Source organism: Nonomuraea sp. NPDC048826 (assembly GCF_043198225.1).
Classification (GTDB): Bacteria; Actinomycetota; Actinomycetes; order Streptosporangiales; family Streptosporangiaceae; genus Nonomuraea.
In genome coordinates this window covers 1,004,617-1,019,551 of record NZ_JBICUQ010000002.1, presented here as the reverse complement: position 1 = coordinate 1,019,551, position 14,935 = coordinate 1,004,617, and the positions used below count along the sequence as shown (strand labels likewise).

The window sequence follows — 14,935 nt, the reverse complement described above, 5'->3', positions numbered from 1 at the left end:
CGCGGGATCAGGGGTTGAGGTCGGCGGCGGCTCGCTCGGCGAAGACCTGCATCGCCTTGGCGGTGACGGGGCCGGGGGCGACGGGCAGCACGGTGTCGTCGACGCGGGCGATCGGCTGGACGTCGCGGGTGGTGGAGGTGAGGAACGCCTCCTCGGCGGAGTAGAAGGACGACAGCGGCAGGTCGACCTCCTTGGCCCCGAACCACTCGATGACCAGCGCCCGGGTGACGCCCGCCAGGCATCCGGAGTCGAGCGTCGGGGTGAGCAGCCGGCCGTCGCGGACGATGAAGACGTTGGAGCCGGTGCCCTCGCACAGGTTGCCGGCCAGGTTGCCGAAGATCGCCTCGCCGCCGCCGCGGGCCTTGGCGTAGGCCAGCGCCTTGGCGTTGTCGCCGTAGGAGGTGCTCTTGACGCCGGACAGGGCGCCGCGCTCGTTGCGCGGCCAGGGCACGACGGTGACGTCGGCGGCGGCCGGGAACGGCTTCTGCTCGTCCACGATCACCACCGAGGTGGCGCCCTGGTTGCCGCGGTCGGAGCCGAGCGGGCCGGGGCCGCTGGTGTAGGTGACGCGGATGCGGCCGAGCGGCCAGGCGGGGGCCGCGGCGAGGCACCGGGCGATGCCGTCGGCGATCGCCTCCAGGTCGGGCTCGGGCAGGTCCATGCGCTGGGCCGAGAGCTTGAGCCGGTCGAGGTGGCGGGTCAGGGCGAAGGACCGGCCGTTGACGATCTTGATGGTCTCGAAGACGCCGTCGCCGACCATCAGGCCGTGATCGAACACCGAGACCGTGGCCTGCGTGGGGTCGAGCAGCTCCCCGTTGACCCAGACAGGGACGTTCATCCATTTCCTCCCGATGATGCCAGTGTGATCAGCCTGGATGCCTTGAGCTCGGTCTCGGCCCATTCGCGCCCGGGGTCACTGCCCCAGGTGATGCCGGCTCCGGTGCCGAAGCGGATCTGACCGGAGCGGATCCAGAACGTGCGGATGCCGACGGCCAGCGCCGCCGTGCGCCGGTCGGCGTCGACCCAGCCCACCGCCCCACAGTAGGGCCCGCGCGGCTCCGGTTCGAGCGCATTGATGATGTGCAGGGCCGAGGATTTCGGCGCGCCGGTGACCGAGCCGGGCGGGAAGGTGGCGGCGAACAGCTCGGCCCACCCCGCGCCGGGCTCCAGCCGGGCGCGGACGGTGGAGACGAGGTGGACCAGGCCGGGGTGCTCCTCGACGGCGCACAGCTCGGGCACCTCGACGGTGCCGACGGCGGCGACCCTGCCGAGGTCGTTGCGGACCAGGTCGACGATCATCACGTTCTCCGCGTGATCCTTCTCCAGCAGGTCGGCGGCGGTGACGCCGGTGCCCTTGATGGGGCGTGACTCGACCACGTCGCCGTCGCGCGACAGGTAGAGCTCGGGCGAGGCGGAGATGACGTCGAGGCCGGGCAGGTGGATGACGGCGGCGTGCGGGGCGGGGTTTCCGGCGGCGAGGCGGGCGGCGAGCGCGAGCGGGTCGGCCCCCGGCGCGAGCGGCGCGGTGAGGACGCGGCAGAGGTTGGCCTGGTAGACCTCGCCGCGTTCGATGTGGTCGCGGATGGCGCGCACGCCCCGCTCGTAGGCGGCGCGGTCGAGCGAGCTGCGCCATTCCTCGGGGCGCGGGCCGGGCCAGGGGCCGCGCGGCGCGGGCAGCGGGGCGCGGCGCACCCGGTCGAAGCGGGCGCAGGTGACCTTGCCCTCGTAGTCGACCACGACGGCCCACCAGCCCTCGCCGTCGAGCGCTGCGAGGTCGGTCGTCACGTCGCGCAGCCCCGTGGCGAGCCGGCCGCCTAAGTGCGCGTAGCCGTCGTACACGCCTCCCATTCTCCCAGCATTCCGGCGAGCTCCGTCGCGGCCGGAAGCGCCGGTTCGGGCAGGACCGCGTACACGGTGCGGGCGGGCATCCGGCCGCGCAGGCGGCGCAGGACGATCGAGGGCGGCACGGCGCGGGCGGCCAGCTCCGGCACGAGCGTGACCCCGAGCCCGGCGGCGACGAAGCCGAACTTGCCGGACCACTCGGCGACCCGCAACCCGCCGCGCGGGGTGAACCCGGCGGCGGAGCAGGCGGCCAGGAGCAGGGTGGGCTGGCCGCGCGGGGCGGCCTCGATCCAGCTCTCCTGGGCCAGGTCGCGCAGGTCGACCTCGTCCTCGCCGGCCAGCGCGTGGTCGCGGGGCAGCGCGACCAGGAGGCGGTCCGCCAGCAGCGGGATCAGGCGGAGCTCGCCCGGCGGCGTGGTCAGGTAGTCGCTGATCACGGCCATGTCGAGCGCCCCGGCGTGCAGCCGTTCGATGAGGTGCGGGCTGAGCCCCTCGATCAGCCGCAGGTCTATGGCGGGGCGGCGCTCGGCGAACCGCTTCAGGGTGGTGGGCAGCAGGTCGGCGTTGGCGGTGGCGAACGAGCCGACGCGCAGGGTGCCGCCGCTGCCGCGGTGCAGCGCGATCAGCTCCTCCCCCGCCTGGTCGAGCCGGTCGAGGACCTCGGCGGCGTGCCGGTGCAGCAGGTGGCCGGCGGAGGTGAGGCGGACGCCGCGGGGCAGGCGTTCGAAGAGGGGCCCGCCGGCGGCGCGTTCCAGCGCGGCGATGCGCCGGGAGACCGCGGACTGGGTGTAGCCGAGCAGCTCGGCGGCGGCGGTGAACGATCCGCTGCCGGCGACCTCGTGGAACAGGCGCAGGGCGGCGGTGTCGAAGGCATTCGTGTTCGGCATGGCTGCCATGCAATCTAGTCGCTGGTGGAATACCACGCGTACCGCTTCACTGGTGGACGTGATTGCATTTCTCGGACAGGGACGCATGGGCGTCCCCATGGCCCGGCGGCTCGTGGACGCCGGGCACAAGGTGACCACCTGGCGGCGTGGGACCGGCGTGACGGCCGCCGCGGCGGTCGAGGACGCGGACCTCGTCATCACGATGCTGCGCGACCCGGCCGCCGTGCGAGAGGTGCTGACGGCGGCGCTGCCGGGGCTGCGGCCGGGTGCGACGGTGGTGGAGATGTCCACGATCGGCCCGGAGGCGGTGCGCGACCTGCGCGAGCTGCTGCCGGCGAGGGTGGCTCTGGTGGACGCGCCGGTGCTGGGCAGCGTGGGCCCGGCGGCTTCCGGCGCGCTGACGGTGCTGGCCGGCGGGGACGTCTCGGGCTGCCGCGAGGTGCTGGAGGTGTTCGGCGCCGTGCGCGAGTGCGGCCCGCTGGGCGCGGGGGCGGCCATGAAGCTCGCCGTCATGAGCGCGATCGTGCCCGCCCAGGTGCTGGTCGCGGAGACGCTCGCGTACGGGACGGCGCACGGGGTGGATCGTACGGCGCTGCTGGACGTGCTGGCGGGCACCCCGCTCGGCGGGGTGGCGGAGCGGCTGCGCGAGCCCGCGGCGGAGACCCGCTACGCGCTCGGGCTGGCCGCCAAGGACCTGGACCTGGCCGCGTGGCCGGAGGCGACGGTGGCGACCGCGGCGCTGCGGCGGCTGCGCGAGGCGGAGGCGGCGGGCCTGGGCGGGCGCGACCTGACCTCGATCGCGCCGCACGTCGAGGGCGGACCGCGGCGGAGCCGGGCGGTGCCGCTCAACCCGGCCACCGTGCCGGCCACGAACGGGATGTACTCGCACGCGGTCCGCGTCGGCGACACCCTCTACGTGTCGGGCCAGGCGGCCTTCGACGAGCAGGGCCGCCTGGTCGGCGAGGGGTCGATGGCCGAGCAGGCCGAGCACGTCTTCCAGTGCCTGGGCAAGATCCTCGCCGATCAGGGCGCGGGGTTCGGCGACATCGCGTTCCTGCGTACGTACCTGACGGACATGGACCAGAGGGTCGAGTACGGAAAGGTACGCAGGAAGTACATCACCGGCACTCCCCCGGCCAGCACGACGGTTGAGGTGTCGAAGCTGTTCATGCCGGGGCTGCTGCTGGAGATGGACGCGATCGTCGCGCTGCCTTCCTAGCCGAGCGGGCCGGTGACGGCCTCCACGGCCTGGACCACGCCGCCCTCGGCCACCAGCCGGACCGCGGCGTCGATCTCCGGCGCGAGGAACCGGTCGGGTCCCGGCCCCGGCACGGTCTCGCGCAGCGCCTTGACCACGGCGGCGGTGGCCGGGGCGGGCGTGAGCGGGCGGCGCAGGTCGAGGGCGCGGGCGGCGGTGAGCACCTCGACGGCCAGCACGCGGGTGAGTCCGTCGACGGAACGGCGCAGCTTGCGTGCCGCGGACCAGCCCATCGAGACGTGGTCCTCCTGCATGGCGCTGCTCGGGATGGAGTCGACGCTGGCGGGCACGGCCAGCCGCTTCAGCTCCGAGACGATGGCGGCCTGGGTGTACTGGGCGATCATGTGGCCGGAGTCGACCCCGGGGTCGTCGGCCAGGAACGCGGGCAGGCCGTGGTTGCGCGCCACGTCCAGGAAGCGGTCGGTGCGCCGCTCGGACATCGAGGCCAGGTCGGCGGCCACGATGGCGAGGAAGTCCAGCACGTACGCGAGCGGCGCGCCGTGGAAGTTGCCGTTGGACTCGACGCGGCCGTCGTCGAGCACGGCCGGGTTGTCGACGGCGCTGGCCAGCTCCCGCCCGGCGACGGCGGCGGCGTGCGCGATCGTGTCGCGGGCGGCGCCGGCGACCTGGGGGGCGCAGCGCAGCGAGTAGGCGTCCTGGACGCGGGTGCACGCCTCGGGGTCGCGGTGGCTGGCCATGATCTCCGAACCCGCCAGGATCTTGACCATGTTGGCGGCGGCCGCGGCCTGGCCGGGGTGCGGGCGCAGGGCCTGGAGCTCGGGGGCGAACACACGGTCGGTGCCGAGCAGCGCCTCGACGCTCATCGCGGCGCTGACGTCGGCGGTCCTGGCCAGCGTGGTCAGGTCGGCGATGGCGAGGACGAGCATGCCGAGCATGCCGTCGGTGCCGTTGATGAGGGCCAGGCCCTCCTTGGCGGCGAGTTCGACGGGTTCGATGCCGGCCTGCTTGAGCGCTTCGCCTGCCGGGGCGAGATTTCCGGATTTATCGCGTACGACACCCTCGCCCATCAGGGTGAGGGCCACGTGCGCCAGCGGGGCGAGGTCGCCCGAGCAGCCGAGACTGCCGTACTCGTGGACCACCGGCGTGATCCCGGCGCTGAGCAGCGCGGCCAGGGTCTTGGCCGTGGTCGGGCGGATGCCGGTGTGGCCGGTGGCGAGCGTGTGCAGGCGCAGCAGCATGAGCGCGCGCACCACCTCGGTCTCCACCTCGGGGCCGTTGCCCGCGGCGTGCGAGCGCACCAGCGACCGCTGCAGCTGGGTGCGGAGCGACGGGTCGATGTGGCGGGTGGCCAGCGCGCCGAACCCGGTCGAGATCCCGTACGCGGGGACGGGGGCCTCGGCCAGGTCGTCCACCCGCTGGCGGGCCGCCGAGACCGCGGCGATCGCGTCGTCGGCGAGCCGGACGGGGGCGCCGTGGCGGGCCACCCGGATGACGTCGTCGAAGCTGAGGGGTTCGGGACCGACGTTCACGACCTCGTTGTCGCGCATGATGTGTTTCTCCCGTTTAGGTAACCGGCAAATGCGATGTTAGCTCCTTACCGGAGAACAACGCGGCCAGCCCTTCCCGTCCCTCGTCGGTGAGCACGACCGCGCGCGGCATGCTGCCCCTGCGGTACCAGCCGCGCTCCAGCAGCACCTCGGTGACGGCGGCGCCGAGCGCGCCGCCGAGGTGGGCCCGGCGCTCGGTCCAGTCGAGGCACTCCGGGGCGAACCTGCGCCTGGCCCGGCGCGCCCGCTCGACGTCCACGCCCAGCTCCGCCAGCAGGCTCTCCCCTCCCGGGGTGACCCGCTCGCCGTCGAGGCAGCCGTGCCCGCGCAGCGCGTCCAGCAGCGCGACGCCGGCCCGCCCGGCCAGGTGGTCGTAGCAGGTGCGCGCCTCCTCCAGCAGCCGGGCCTGCCGCGACTGCCGCAGCGACCGCACGGGCGGCCGCGCGCTGACTCTGGCGAGCACCTCCAGCACCTCCGCGATCTCGTGTCCGGCCAGCCGGTAGTAACGGTGGCGGCCCTGCCGCACCACCCCGACCAGCCCGCCGTCGAGCAGCCGGGCCAGGTGGGCGCTGGCGGTGGCCGCGCTCACCCCGGCCAGCGCGGCCAGCTCCCCGGCCGCCAGCGCGCGCCCGTCGAGCAGCGCCGTCAGGATCGCGGCCCGGGTCGGGTCGGCGATGAGCGCCGCGACCGGCGCGATGTCGGCATCGGTACGTTCAGCCATGTGGTGACGGTAGCTCAGGCACGTTTGCGCGCCGGTCGAAGTATCACCCGTCTACCCGTGGGGGCGGCTCTCATGCGACCCCGGACGCGTCACTCACCCGGCCCTCGATCACGGCTCCCGGACGCGTCACTCACCCGGCCCTCGAGCACGGCTCCCGAGCACGGCTCCCGAGCGCGGCCCTCGACAGCGCCCCTCGGTAGGGTGGCGGGCGTGCATGAGCAAGTGAGAGTCGCGCTGGTCACCGGGGCCTCCCGTGGCCTGGGGGCCGCCATCGCGCGCCGGCTGGGCGCCGACGGCTGGGCGGTGGGGGTCAACTACCGGTCCGACGCGGCCGGCGCCGCCGCGGTGGTCGACGAGATCCGGGCGGCGGGCGGGCGCGCGGAAGCTTTCCCCGCCGACGTGACGGACGAGGCAGCCACCGCCGGCCTGGCGGCCCGGGTCACGCGGGAGCTCGGGCCGGTCGAGGCGCTGGTGCTGAACGCCACCGGCCCGCAGCCCGAGCTCGGCGTCGAGGAGCTGACCTGGCAGGCGCAGCTCGACCAGCTCACGTTCTTCGTCAAGAGTCCCACGCTGCTGGTCCAGGCCTGCCTGCCCGCGATGCGGGAGCGCGGCAGGGGCCGGGTGATCCAGATCGGCTCCGACGTCGTGGACCGCACGCTGCCGCGCACCTCCGCCTACACCTCGGCCAAGGCCGCGCAGCACGCGATGACCCGGTGCTGGGCGCGCGAGCTCGGTCCGTACGGGATCACCGTGAACGTGGTCGCGCCCGGCTGGATCCCGGTCGAGCGGCACGCCGGCCTCGACGCCGACGACTACGTGGCGGAGGTCCCGGTGGGCCGGATCGGCACGCCCAGGGACGTCGCGGCGGCCGTGGCGTACCTCGCCTCCGACGAGGCGGCGTACGTGACCGGGCAGCGCCTCACCGTCAACGGAGGGCACACGCCGTCGCCCGTCTGAGCGCCTGGGCAGGACAATCCGGTTTGGGGAGTCGGCGAGTATTCGCTAGAGTTCTCTCGTCACCCGGCGTTCGCCGGGCGGGCGCGGAAGTGGCTCAGGGGTAGAGCATCACCTTGCCAAGGTGAGGGTCGCGGGTTCGAATCCCGTCTTCCGCTCGGTCTCGCACTTGGACGATTAGCTCAGCGGGAGAGCGCTTCCCTGACACGGAAGAGGTCACTGGTTCAATCCCAGTATCGTCCACCATCTCACTCACCGGCCGGGGGCAGTCCCCCGGCCTTTCGCTTTCTCCGGGGTCGCGCGAGGTGGCTCCCTCCCACCGATAGAAGGCATTCGGGCGGCCGGGAAGGTGGTTCGGTCCCGATAGGGTTCTGGCCATGGATGGCGAGGGCGTGCGGAAGGTGCTGGCCGGGGCGGGGGTGGATGCCGGGCGGTTCCGGGCCGCGCTGGCGCTGCTGGCCGACGGCGGCTGGTGGACCCTCGCCGACCTCGTACGGGAGACCGCCACCTCCAGGCGGGGCATCGAGGCGCTGTTGCGCGAGGTGGCCCCCGAGCGTTCCGGCGACCGGTTCCGTCTCACGGCCGGGCAGGCCGAGGCGGTCCGCGAACTGCTCGGCGACAGCCCGTCCGCCAGGCCCGCCGATCCCGTCGGGCATCTCCTCCCCCGGCACTCCGGGGTCGTGGAGCTCATGGAGCGGCTGATCGCCGGGGCGCCGCGGGGGCGGCACGTGCTCGACCACGTGGCGGCGACGCCGGAGACCGTCGTGCGGCGGGCGCTGCTGCTCGGCGCCCGGTTCTGGCTGCGGGACGCGAAGGTGCTGTGCGTCGGCGACCACGACCTGACCTCGCTGGCGATCAAGCTGATCCATCCCGAGGCCGAGGTCGCCGTGGCCGACCTCGACGAGCGGATCCTCGCCTACATCGACGAGCAGGCCCGGCGGCTCGGCCTGGCGGTGCGCACCCGCTGGGCCGACCTGCGCCTCGGCCTGCCGCGCTCCGCCCACGAGTGGGCCGACCTGGCCGTCACCGACCCGCCGTACACCCCCGAGGGGGTGGGGCTGTTCGTCGCCAGGGCCGTCGAGGGCCTGCGCGACCCGGATCAGGGGCGCGTGCTCCTCGCGTACGGGGCGAGCGAGCGGACGCCGATGCTGGCCCTGAAGGTGCAGGAATCGCTGCACGATCTGAACCTCGCCTACGAGGCGATGTATCCCGACTTCAACCGCTATTTCGGGGCGGAGGCCATCGGCTCGGCGGCCGACCTCTACGTGCTGCGCCCGACCACCAAGACCCGGCCGGCCGTCGCCGCCAGGGCCGACCGCTACGGCACCGCGATCTACACCAAGGGCCCCCAGTCCGTGGAGTCCCGCCCGGCGGCCGGCTCGGTCCGGCTGGGCGGCTTCGAGCCGGGCGTCCTGGTCGGCGACTGGCCGAAGGACCTCCTCCCCCGCGTTCCCCGGGCCCGCCTGTCCACCTGGCTGGCCAAGCCGTACGCGGCCGCGCCCGAGCGGGTGGCCGTCGCCGTGCCCGCGGGGATGACGGCCGCGGTGCCGCGCCTCCTGCTGGCCACCCGGGCGCGGCACGTGCGGGTGTTCCTCGCCGAGCCGCCGGACGACCTCGCGGGGCTGACCGCGCCGCTGTCGCCGGTCTACCGGATCACCGCCGACGGCGCGGTCCTCGACGCCGAGCGCGCCGGCCCCGCCCAGGACCCGCCGGGCCGCCTGCTGCGCGCGATACTCGACAACGCGCACGGCAAGCTCGCCAACACCTGGCGCGAGGGCCTGACCAGGGCGGACGGCGGGCTGACCAAGAGGCAGGCCCGCGAGGTCGTCGCCCGGGTCGCGCCGTGGGCCGACGACGTCACCGTGCTGGAACTGCCCGCCCACCGCCTGCGCGAGTTGCCCGCGGCCGTGACGGCCTCGCTCACGATCGGGGCCGGCGCGCAGGGGTGACGGCGGCGGCCGGGGTCAGCGTGACAGGCCGTGCAGGCGGAGCAGGTTGTCGCCGAGGATCTTGCGTTTGGCCTGGTCGGTGAGCTGGGGGTAGCCGTAGCCGTCGCACAGGTCCTGCGGGATCCGGAAGTCCTTGAAGGCGCGCAGCGCCCACTGCGGGTGGAAGATGGGCGCCTCCGAGCCGTACACGATCTTGTCTTCGCCGCACCAGAAGAGCAGCTTGCCGATGATCTCGGCGAACATCCGCGGGGCGCGCACCACGAAGTTGATGGTCGCGGCGAGGGACGCGTACAGGTTGGGATAGCGGATGAGCTGCCAGCAGGTCTCGTCTAGGAACGGCAGCCCGACGTGGAAGATGACGAAGTTGATGTCGGGGAAGTTGGCGGCGGCGCCGTCCATGTCCCAGGTCTGGGTGTGCTCGATGGGCTGCGGGCCGAGCGGCACGCCCTTGTGCACGCCGATGAGGTTGACGTTCAGGTCGCGGGCCTTCTCGAAGATCGGGAAGGCGATCCGCGGGTCGTCCATGCGCCACGGGTAGGGCGAGCCGTAGTCGTAGCGGACGTTGTAGAGCTTGAAGGCGCGCGCGTTGTGCTCGCCGACCTGGCGTTCCATGAGGTCGAGGGCGCGGCGGCCTTCGAGCGGGTTGACGGTGCCCCAGAAGACGGTGCGGTCGGGGTCGCGGGCGGCGAGTTCGGCGCACTCCTGCCAGGGTGACAGGCCGTCGTGGTAGAGGTCGGTCAGCGGCAGCGGCATGGCGACGAGCATGTCGGTGTCCGACTCGTCGTAGACCATGCGCCGGATGTCGTCGACGGTCCACTGCCGCAGGAACTCCTCGGGCGACAGCTTGGGCTCACCCTCCGGGGTCAGCGTGGTGTGGAAGGCGTACAGATGGTCGGAGAACATCCGGCCGGGCTGACCGAAGGCGTTCTTCGGTTCGAAGTTGAAGACGTGCGCGACGCTGTCGAACACGAACATGTCGTCGATCACCGCAGCTCCTCCCTGATGTAAGCCGATCTGTCGGGCACGGCCCGGGGGTCGGGCAGGAACCGCAGCAGGCGGGCGGCCCGGGGCGAGAGCCGGTCCACGGTCCACGCCTCGTCCCAGACGACCTCCACCTCGGCCTCGGTCACGCCCGGCTGCTCCTCGATCCGCTCGCGCACCTCGGTGAGCACCCGGGCCGCGAACGGGCACCAGCCGGTGGTCAGCAGCAGTTCCACGCGGGCCCGGCCGTCGTCCAGTTCGACGGAGCGGACCAGGCCCATCTCGACGACGGAGATGCCCTTCTCGCGGCAGCACGGGTCGTAGACGGAATCCAGCGCTCGGTATGCCCATGGCGGTATGTCCGGCATGGCCTCATCGTCGACCTGGGGTGTCGCCGGGGGTAGCCTGCCCGTTTTCAGATGGCGAACAGGGGATGCGCGGCGGATGCTGGAGTGCATGAAAGGCGAGCAACCCAGCGACCTCATCCGCAGCGTGTCACGCGCGCTGCGCGTGCTGGAGGAGGTCGCCCAGTCGGACCGGCCGCTGACGGTCAAGGTGATCGCGCGCCGGTGCGGGCTGAACCTGTCCACGTCCTACCACCTGGTGCGGACGCTGTGTTACGAGGGCTACCTGCACCGGCGGCCCAACGGCGACTACCTGCTCGGCCCGCAGGTGGCTGAGCGCTTCCACGACATGCTGGGCGCCTTCGGCCGGCCGCCCGAGGCGCGGGCGGTGCTCACCCACCTGGCGGCGACCACCGGGCGCACCGCCTATCTGGCGCGGCTGGCCGACGGGCGGCTGGTGGTGGCGGGCGTGGCGGAGGGGCCGGGTTCCCCGTACCTGGAGGATCTGCAGACGGGGCTGGAGGCGGCGCCGCACGCGACCGCGCTCGGCAAGGCGCTGCTGCTCACGCTCCCTCCGCGGACGCGGCGGTCGCTGCTGGCGGAGACCGGCATGCGGCGGTTCACGCCGACGACGCCGGTGCGTCCGGAGGACCTGGAGGCGGAGCTGGGCCGGCTGCGCGCGGGCCAGGTGGTGGAGGAGCACGGGCAGTTCCGCGACGGGGTGGCGTGCGCGGGCGTCGCGGTCCCGGAAGCGGGCGCGGGAGTGGCACCGGAAGCGGGCGCGGGAGCGGGAGCGGGCGCGGGAGCGGGCGCGGGAGCGGGCGCGGGCGCGGGAGCGGGCGCGGGAGCGGGCGCGGGAGCGGGCGCGGGAGCGGGAGCGGGAGCGGGCGCGGGAGCGGGAGCGGGAGCGGGAGCGGGGCCGCGCTGGGCCGTCGCGGTCTCGACCCGGGGGCTGCACCTGCCGCCAGGGGTTCACCGCAGGCTGCGCGAGGCCGCGGGCGACCTGGCCGGATAGGCTGCGGCCAGGAGGGGTCTCATGAGGGTCATCGTGTTCGGCGCCACCGGCATGCTCGGTCAGGGCGTGCTGCGCGAGTGCCTGGCCGACGACCGGGTGACGGCGGTGCTGTCGGTCGGCCGCTCGGTCACCGGTCTCACGCACGCCAAGCTGCGCGAGATCCGGCACGCCGACCTGTCCGACCTGACGCCCGTGGCGGGCGAGCTGGCGGGGTACGACGCCTGCTTCTTCTGCGTGGGGGTGTCCTCGGCGGGCATGGGCGAGCGCGACTACCGGCGCGTCACCTACGATCTCACGCTGGCCGTGGCGCGCACGCTCGCGGACATCAGCCCCGGCTCGACGTTCGTGTACGTGTCGGGCATCGGCACCGACGCCCGGAGCCGCACGATGTGGGCCAGGGTGAAGGGCGAGACGGAGAACGCCCTGCTGGCGCTGCCGCTGGAGGCCTACATGTTCCGCCCGGGCTACATCCAGCCGCTGTACGGGGCCACGTCCAGGACGAGGCTCTACCGGCTGGCGTACGTGGTGGCGGCGCCGTTCTATCCCGTGCTGCGGCGGTTGTTCCCGTCGGCGGTGACCACGACCGAGCAGGTCGGGCGGGCTATGATCGCGGTGGCCGAGCGGGGCGCGCCCGAACGCGTCCTTGACGCGGCCGCCATCAACGCTCTGTGACAGTCTGGAATAACAAGGCGGCCCCGGACGCTTACGTAGCTGTTGAAAGTTCAACAGTAAGGGTGGGTGACTAAAGTGCAGTTCGGCATCTTCAGTGTCGGCGACGTGACCATGGACCCGACGACGGGGCGAACCCCCACCGAGGGCGAGCGCATCAAGGCGATCATGCGGATCGCGTCGAAGGCCGAGGAGGTGGGCCTGGACGTGTTCGCCACCGGCGAGCACCACAACCCGCCGTTCGTGCCGTCCTCGCCGACCACCATGCTGGGCTACGTCGCCGCCAGGACCGAGCGGCTGATCCTCTCGACCGCCACCACGTTGATCACCACGAACGACCCGGTCAAGATCGCGGAAGACTACGCGATGCTGCAGCACCTGGCCGACGGCCGGGTGGACCTGATGATGGGCCGCGGCAACACCGGGCCGGTCTACCCGTGGTTCGGCCAGGACATCCGGCAGGGCATCCCGCTGGCCGTCGAGAACTACGCGCTGCTGCACCGGCTCTGGCGCGAGGACGTGGTCGACTGGGAGGGCCGCTTCCGCACACCGCTGCAGGGCTTCACCTCCACGCCGCGCCCGCTGGACGGGGTGCCGCCGTTCGTGTGGCACGGCTCCATCCGCAGCCCGGAGATCGCCGAGCAGGCCGCCTACTACGGCGACGGGTTCTTCGCCAACAACATCTTCTGGCCGAAGGAGCACTTCATCCGCCTGATCACCCTCTACCGGCAGCGTTACGCCCACTACGGGCACGGCACGCCGGAGCAGGCGATCGTCGGGCTCGGCGGGCAGGTGTTCATGCGCAAGAACTCCCAGGACGCGATCCGCGAGTTCCGCCCGTACTTCGACAACGCCCCGGTCTACGGCCACGGGCCGTCGCTGGAGGACTTCATGGCCGAGACGCCGCTGACGGTGGGCAGCCCGCAGCAGGTCATCGACCGTACGCTCGAGTTCCGCGAGTACTTCGGCGACTACCAGCGCCAGCTGTTCCTCATGGACCACGCCGGTCTGCCGCTGAAGACGGTGCTGGAGCAGCTCGACATCCTCGGCGAGGAGGTCGTGCCGGTGCTGCGCCGGGAGTTCGCGGTCGGCCGCCCGGCCGACGTGCCCGACGCCCCCACGCACGCCTCCCTGCTCGCCGCCAGGAACGCGAAGGAGATCACCGTATGAAGCTCGTCGTCGTCACGGCCGGGCTGACCCAGCCGTCCTCCACCCGCCTGCTCGCCGACCGCCTCGCGCGGGCCGTCGGCGAGCGGCTCGGCGGCGGGTCCGAGCCGGTCGTCGTCGAACTCCGCGACCTGGCGACGGACATCGCCGACGCCTTCGTCACCGGCTTCCCCAACACCCGGCTGCGCCGCGCGATCGACGACGTGACCGGGGCGGACGGGCTGATCGCGGTCACCCCGGTCTTCACCGCCTCCTACAGCGGGCTGTTCAAGTCGTTCTTCGACGTGCTCGACCCGCGGGCGCTGGAGGGCAAGCCGGTGCTGATGGGCGCCACCGGCGGGACGCCCCGGCACTCGCTGGTGCTGGAGCACGCGATGCGGCCGCTCTTCTCGTACCTGCGCGCCGTGGTGACGCCGACCGCGGTGTACGCGGCGACGGAAGACTGGGGCGGCGGCGGTGACGCCTACGCCGACGGGCTGTCGGACCGGATCGCCCGCGCGGCGGCCGAGCTGGCCGGTCTCATGCGTGGCACGGGGCAGCCGGCGGCCCACAACGGGAACGGCAGGCACGCCGGAGAGGTGAGGGCCGAGGAGGTCGTCCCCTTCGAGGAGTATCTGGCCTCCATCCGGCCCTCGCCCTCCGGGTCGTGATCAGCGCCTGGCCTTGACGGAGACCACGTCGTACGGGGTGTCGGGGGTCGGCGGCGTGGTGAAGCGGGCGTTCGGCAGGTAGAGCCGCCCGCCGAAGGCGGCCACCGTGGTGGGCACGTCGAACCGGTCGTCGGTGAGCCGGTCGGCCACCCGGCCGGAGGAGCCGTCGGCGCTCATGCGGACCACGGCCACGACGTTCAGCCGGTTCTGCACCACGTACAACGTCCGGCCGCGCAGCAGCAGGCCGTCGCCGTTGGCGAGCGACTCACCGCCCAGGTCGACCTCGGTGGTGGCGCCGTTGCGCGGGTCGGCCCTGAACAGCTTGCCGGTGTTGGACTGGACGATGAGCAGCTTCCGCCCGTCCGGCGTGGGCGCGATGCCGTTGGCGTTGGTGCCGGTGACGTACTGGATCGCGCCGGTGAGCGGGACGGTCACCGGCTGCTCGGGGAGCTTGCCGTGGCGGCCGAGCGGCAGCCGGTAGAGCACCGGGTTGGCCGAGTCGGTGATCCACGCGGAGCCGCGGAACAGCAGCACGTCGTTGACGAACGCGGTGCCGGTCGCGAGCTGGTACGACTTGATCACCGCGCCGGTGCGCAGGTCGATGACGCGGGCGTTCCCGGCGTTCCCGCCGGCGACGAACAACCGCCCGCGGTCGTCGGTCTTGAGCCCGAGCGACTGGGTGCCCGGCCCCTTGCTGATCACCTTGCCCCGGCCGGTGCGCAGGTCGGCACGGTAGATGTCGCCGGTGGCCCGCGATCCGAAGTAGGCGTACGGGCCGGGCCCGATCTCTATGCCCTCCGGCTGGAACCCGTTGGGCAGCGGGAAGGTATCGGGAAGCGTGGCAGCCTGCGCGGGCGGCGCCATGAGCGCGCCCGCGAGGGCCGCGCAGAGCGCGGTCTTGAGGATCGCTGATCTCATGCGGCCACGATCCCCCCGCCGGAGGCCGCCGCAAAGGCCCAAGGACGGGCTTCACAGCGACCTCGCAGGTTC

Annotated in this window: 15 protein-coding genes and 2 tRNA genes; 9 read left to right on the top strand and 8 right to left on the bottom strand. The window is 73.2% G+C overall.

The window, feature by feature from the left end; all coding sequences use genetic code 11:
• Positions 1-7 precede the first annotated feature (7 nt).
• The 3 genes from ACGFI7_RS10355 to ACGFI7_RS10345 are packed head-to-tail and all read right to left on the bottom strand — an operon-like array spanning position 8 to position 2,729.
• On the bottom strand, positions 8-838 hold the full coding sequence (locus tag ACGFI7_RS10355) for an aminotransferase class IV (protein WP_393401758.1): 831 nt from the start codon (positions 836-838) through the stop codon (positions 8-10).
• Positions 835-1,848, bottom strand: coding sequence for a chorismate-binding protein (locus tag ACGFI7_RS10350; RefSeq protein WP_393401755.1), 1,014 nt, complete (start codon positions 1,846-1,848; stop codon positions 835-837). Before ACGFI7_RS10350 ends, ACGFI7_RS10355 begins: the two co-directional genes overlap by 4 nt.
• Entirely contained in the window at positions 1,815-2,729 is a 915-nt protein-coding gene (locus ACGFI7_RS10345; RefSeq protein ID WP_393401752.1) for a LysR family transcriptional regulator, read from the bottom strand. The genes ACGFI7_RS10350 and ACGFI7_RS10345 overlap by 34 nt, the downstream gene beginning before the upstream one ends.
• Here ACGFI7_RS10345 and ACGFI7_RS10340 point away from each other — a divergent pair.
• Positions 2,728-3,948 (top strand): Rid family hydrolase, encoded by a 1,221-nt coding sequence (locus tag ACGFI7_RS10340; protein WP_393401929.1) that lies wholly within the window; start codon positions 2,728-2,730, stop codon positions 3,946-3,948. The genes ACGFI7_RS10345 and ACGFI7_RS10340 overlap by 2 nt on opposite strands.
• Here the strand turns inward: ACGFI7_RS10340 and hutH are convergent.
• Complete coding sequence (gene hutH, locus ACGFI7_RS10335; RefSeq protein WP_393401750.1) at positions 3,945-5,495, bottom strand: histidine ammonia-lyase; 1,551 nt, start codon at positions 5,493-5,495, stop codon at positions 3,945-3,947. The two genes, ACGFI7_RS10340 and hutH, sit on opposite strands and share 4 nt — an antisense overlap.
• Before the next feature lie 16 nt (positions 5,496-5,511).
• Complete coding sequence (locus ACGFI7_RS10330; RefSeq protein WP_393401747.1) at positions 5,512-6,216, bottom strand: ArsR/SmtB family transcription factor; 705 nt, start codon at positions 6,214-6,216, stop codon at positions 5,512-5,514.
• A gap of 210 nt (positions 6,217-6,426) precedes the next feature.
• Between ACGFI7_RS10330 and ACGFI7_RS10325 the strand changes: the two genes are divergently transcribed.
• The 4 genes from ACGFI7_RS10325 (at position 6,427) to ACGFI7_RS10310 (ending at position 9,119) form a co-directional block, all read left to right on the top strand.
• The gene (locus ACGFI7_RS10325) at positions 6,427-7,173 is read left to right on the top strand and encodes an SDR family NAD(P)-dependent oxidoreductase (RefSeq protein WP_393401745.1); all 747 of its coding nucleotides are present in this window, start codon (positions 6,427-6,429) and stop codon (positions 7,171-7,173) included.
• Between the two features lie 83 nt (positions 7,174-7,256).
• Positions 7,257-7,328: transfer RNA gene (locus ACGFI7_RS10320), tRNA-Gly, on the top strand.
• 13 nt (positions 7,329-7,341) lie between these two features.
• Positions 7,342-7,416, top strand: a tRNA-Val gene (locus ACGFI7_RS10315).
• A gap of 131 nt (positions 7,417-7,547) precedes the next feature.
• Positions 7,548-9,119, top strand: coding sequence for a bis-aminopropyl spermidine synthase family protein (locus tag ACGFI7_RS10310; protein WP_393401742.1), 1,572 nt, complete (start codon positions 7,548-7,550; stop codon positions 9,117-9,119).
• Between the two features lie 15 nt (positions 9,120-9,134).
• On the opposite strand, the gene ACGFI7_RS10305 is transcribed toward ACGFI7_RS10310, so the two are convergent.
• Complete coding sequence (locus ACGFI7_RS10305) at positions 9,135-10,106, bottom strand: amidohydrolase family protein (protein WP_393401740.1); 972 nt, start codon at positions 10,104-10,106, stop codon at positions 9,135-9,137.
• A complete protein-coding gene (locus ACGFI7_RS10300) occupies positions 10,103-10,468 on the bottom strand; it encodes a metal-sulfur cluster assembly factor (RefSeq protein ID WP_393401737.1) in 366 nt (121 codons plus the stop codon). Before ACGFI7_RS10300 ends, ACGFI7_RS10305 begins: the two co-directional genes overlap by 4 nt.
• 88 nt (positions 10,469-10,556) lie before the next feature.
• Here ACGFI7_RS10300 and ACGFI7_RS10295 point away from each other — a divergent pair, with 88 nt between their 5' ends.
• From ACGFI7_RS10295 to ACGFI7_RS10280, 4 genes are all read left to right on the top strand, one after another.
• On the top strand, positions 10,557-11,459 hold the full coding sequence (locus ACGFI7_RS10295; RefSeq protein ID WP_393401735.1) for an IclR family transcriptional regulator: 903 nt from the start codon (positions 10,557-10,559) through the stop codon (positions 11,457-11,459).
• Positions 11,460-11,480: 21 nt separating this feature from the next.
• Positions 11,481-12,131, top strand: coding sequence for an NAD(P)H-binding protein (locus ACGFI7_RS10290; RefSeq protein ID WP_393401732.1), 651 nt, complete (start codon positions 11,481-11,483; stop codon positions 12,129-12,131).
• A gap of 75 nt (positions 12,132-12,206) precedes the next feature.
• On the top strand, positions 12,207-13,298 hold the full coding sequence (locus ACGFI7_RS10285) for an LLM class flavin-dependent oxidoreductase (RefSeq protein WP_393401927.1): 1,092 nt from the start codon (positions 12,207-12,209) through the stop codon (positions 13,296-13,298).
• Positions 13,295-13,945, top strand: a complete 651-nt coding sequence (locus tag ACGFI7_RS10280) for an FMN reductase (RefSeq protein WP_393401730.1) — start codon at positions 13,295-13,297, stop codon at positions 13,943-13,945. Before ACGFI7_RS10285 ends, ACGFI7_RS10280 begins: the two co-directional genes overlap by 4 nt.
• Here the strand turns inward: ACGFI7_RS10280 and ACGFI7_RS10275 are convergent, their stop codons facing one another.
• A complete protein-coding gene (locus ACGFI7_RS10275; RefSeq protein ID WP_393401728.1) occupies positions 13,946-14,863 on the bottom strand; it encodes a superoxide dismutase in 918 nt (305 codons plus the stop codon).
• Positions 14,864-14,935: the final 72 nt, after the last annotated feature.

Bases quoted from the DNA above. Each gene is read 5' to 3' on its own strand.
- ACGFI7_RS10330 (WP_393401747.1), bottom strand. From the start codon at position 6,216: ATGGCTGAACGTACCGATGCCGACATCGCGCCGGTCGCGGCGCTCATC.
- hutH (WP_393401750.1), bottom strand. From the start codon at position 5,495: ATGCGCGACAACGAGGTCGTGAACGTCGGTCCCGAACCCCTCAGCTTC.
- ACGFI7_RS10340 (WP_393401929.1), top strand. From the start codon at position 2,728: ATGGCTGCCATGCAATCTAGTCGCTGGTGGAATACCACGCGTACCGCT.
- ACGFI7_RS10345 (WP_393401752.1), bottom strand. From the start codon at position 2,729: ATGCCGAACACGAATGCCTTCGACACCGCCGCCCTGCGCCTGTTCCAC.
- ACGFI7_RS10275 (WP_393401728.1), bottom strand. From the start codon at position 14,863: ATGAGATCAGCGATCCTCAAGACCGCGCTCTGCGCGGCCCTCGCGGGC.
- ACGFI7_RS10280 (WP_393401730.1), top strand. From the start codon at position 13,295: ATGAAGCTCGTCGTCGTCACGGCCGGGCTGACCCAGCCGTCCTCCACC.
- ACGFI7_RS10310 (WP_393401742.1), top strand. From the start codon at position 7,548: ATGGATGGCGAGGGCGTGCGGAAGGTGCTGGCCGGGGCGGGGGTGGAT.
- ACGFI7_RS10295 (WP_393401735.1), top strand. From the start codon at position 10,557: ATGAAAGGCGAGCAACCCAGCGACCTCATCCGCAGCGTGTCACGCGCG.
- ACGFI7_RS10350 (WP_393401755.1), bottom strand. From the start codon at position 1,848: ATGGGAGGCGTGTACGACGGCTACGCGCACTTAGGCGGCCGGCTCGCC.
- ACGFI7_RS10300 (WP_393401737.1), bottom strand. From the start codon at position 10,468: ATGCCGGACATACCGCCATGGGCATACCGAGCGCTGGATTCCGTCTAC.
- ACGFI7_RS10355 (WP_393401758.1), bottom strand. From the start codon at position 838: ATGAACGTCCCTGTCTGGGTCAACGGGGAGCTGCTCGACCCCACGCAG.
- ACGFI7_RS10290 (WP_393401732.1), top strand. From the start codon at position 11,481: ATGAGGGTCATCGTGTTCGGCGCCACCGGCATGCTCGGTCAGGGCGTG.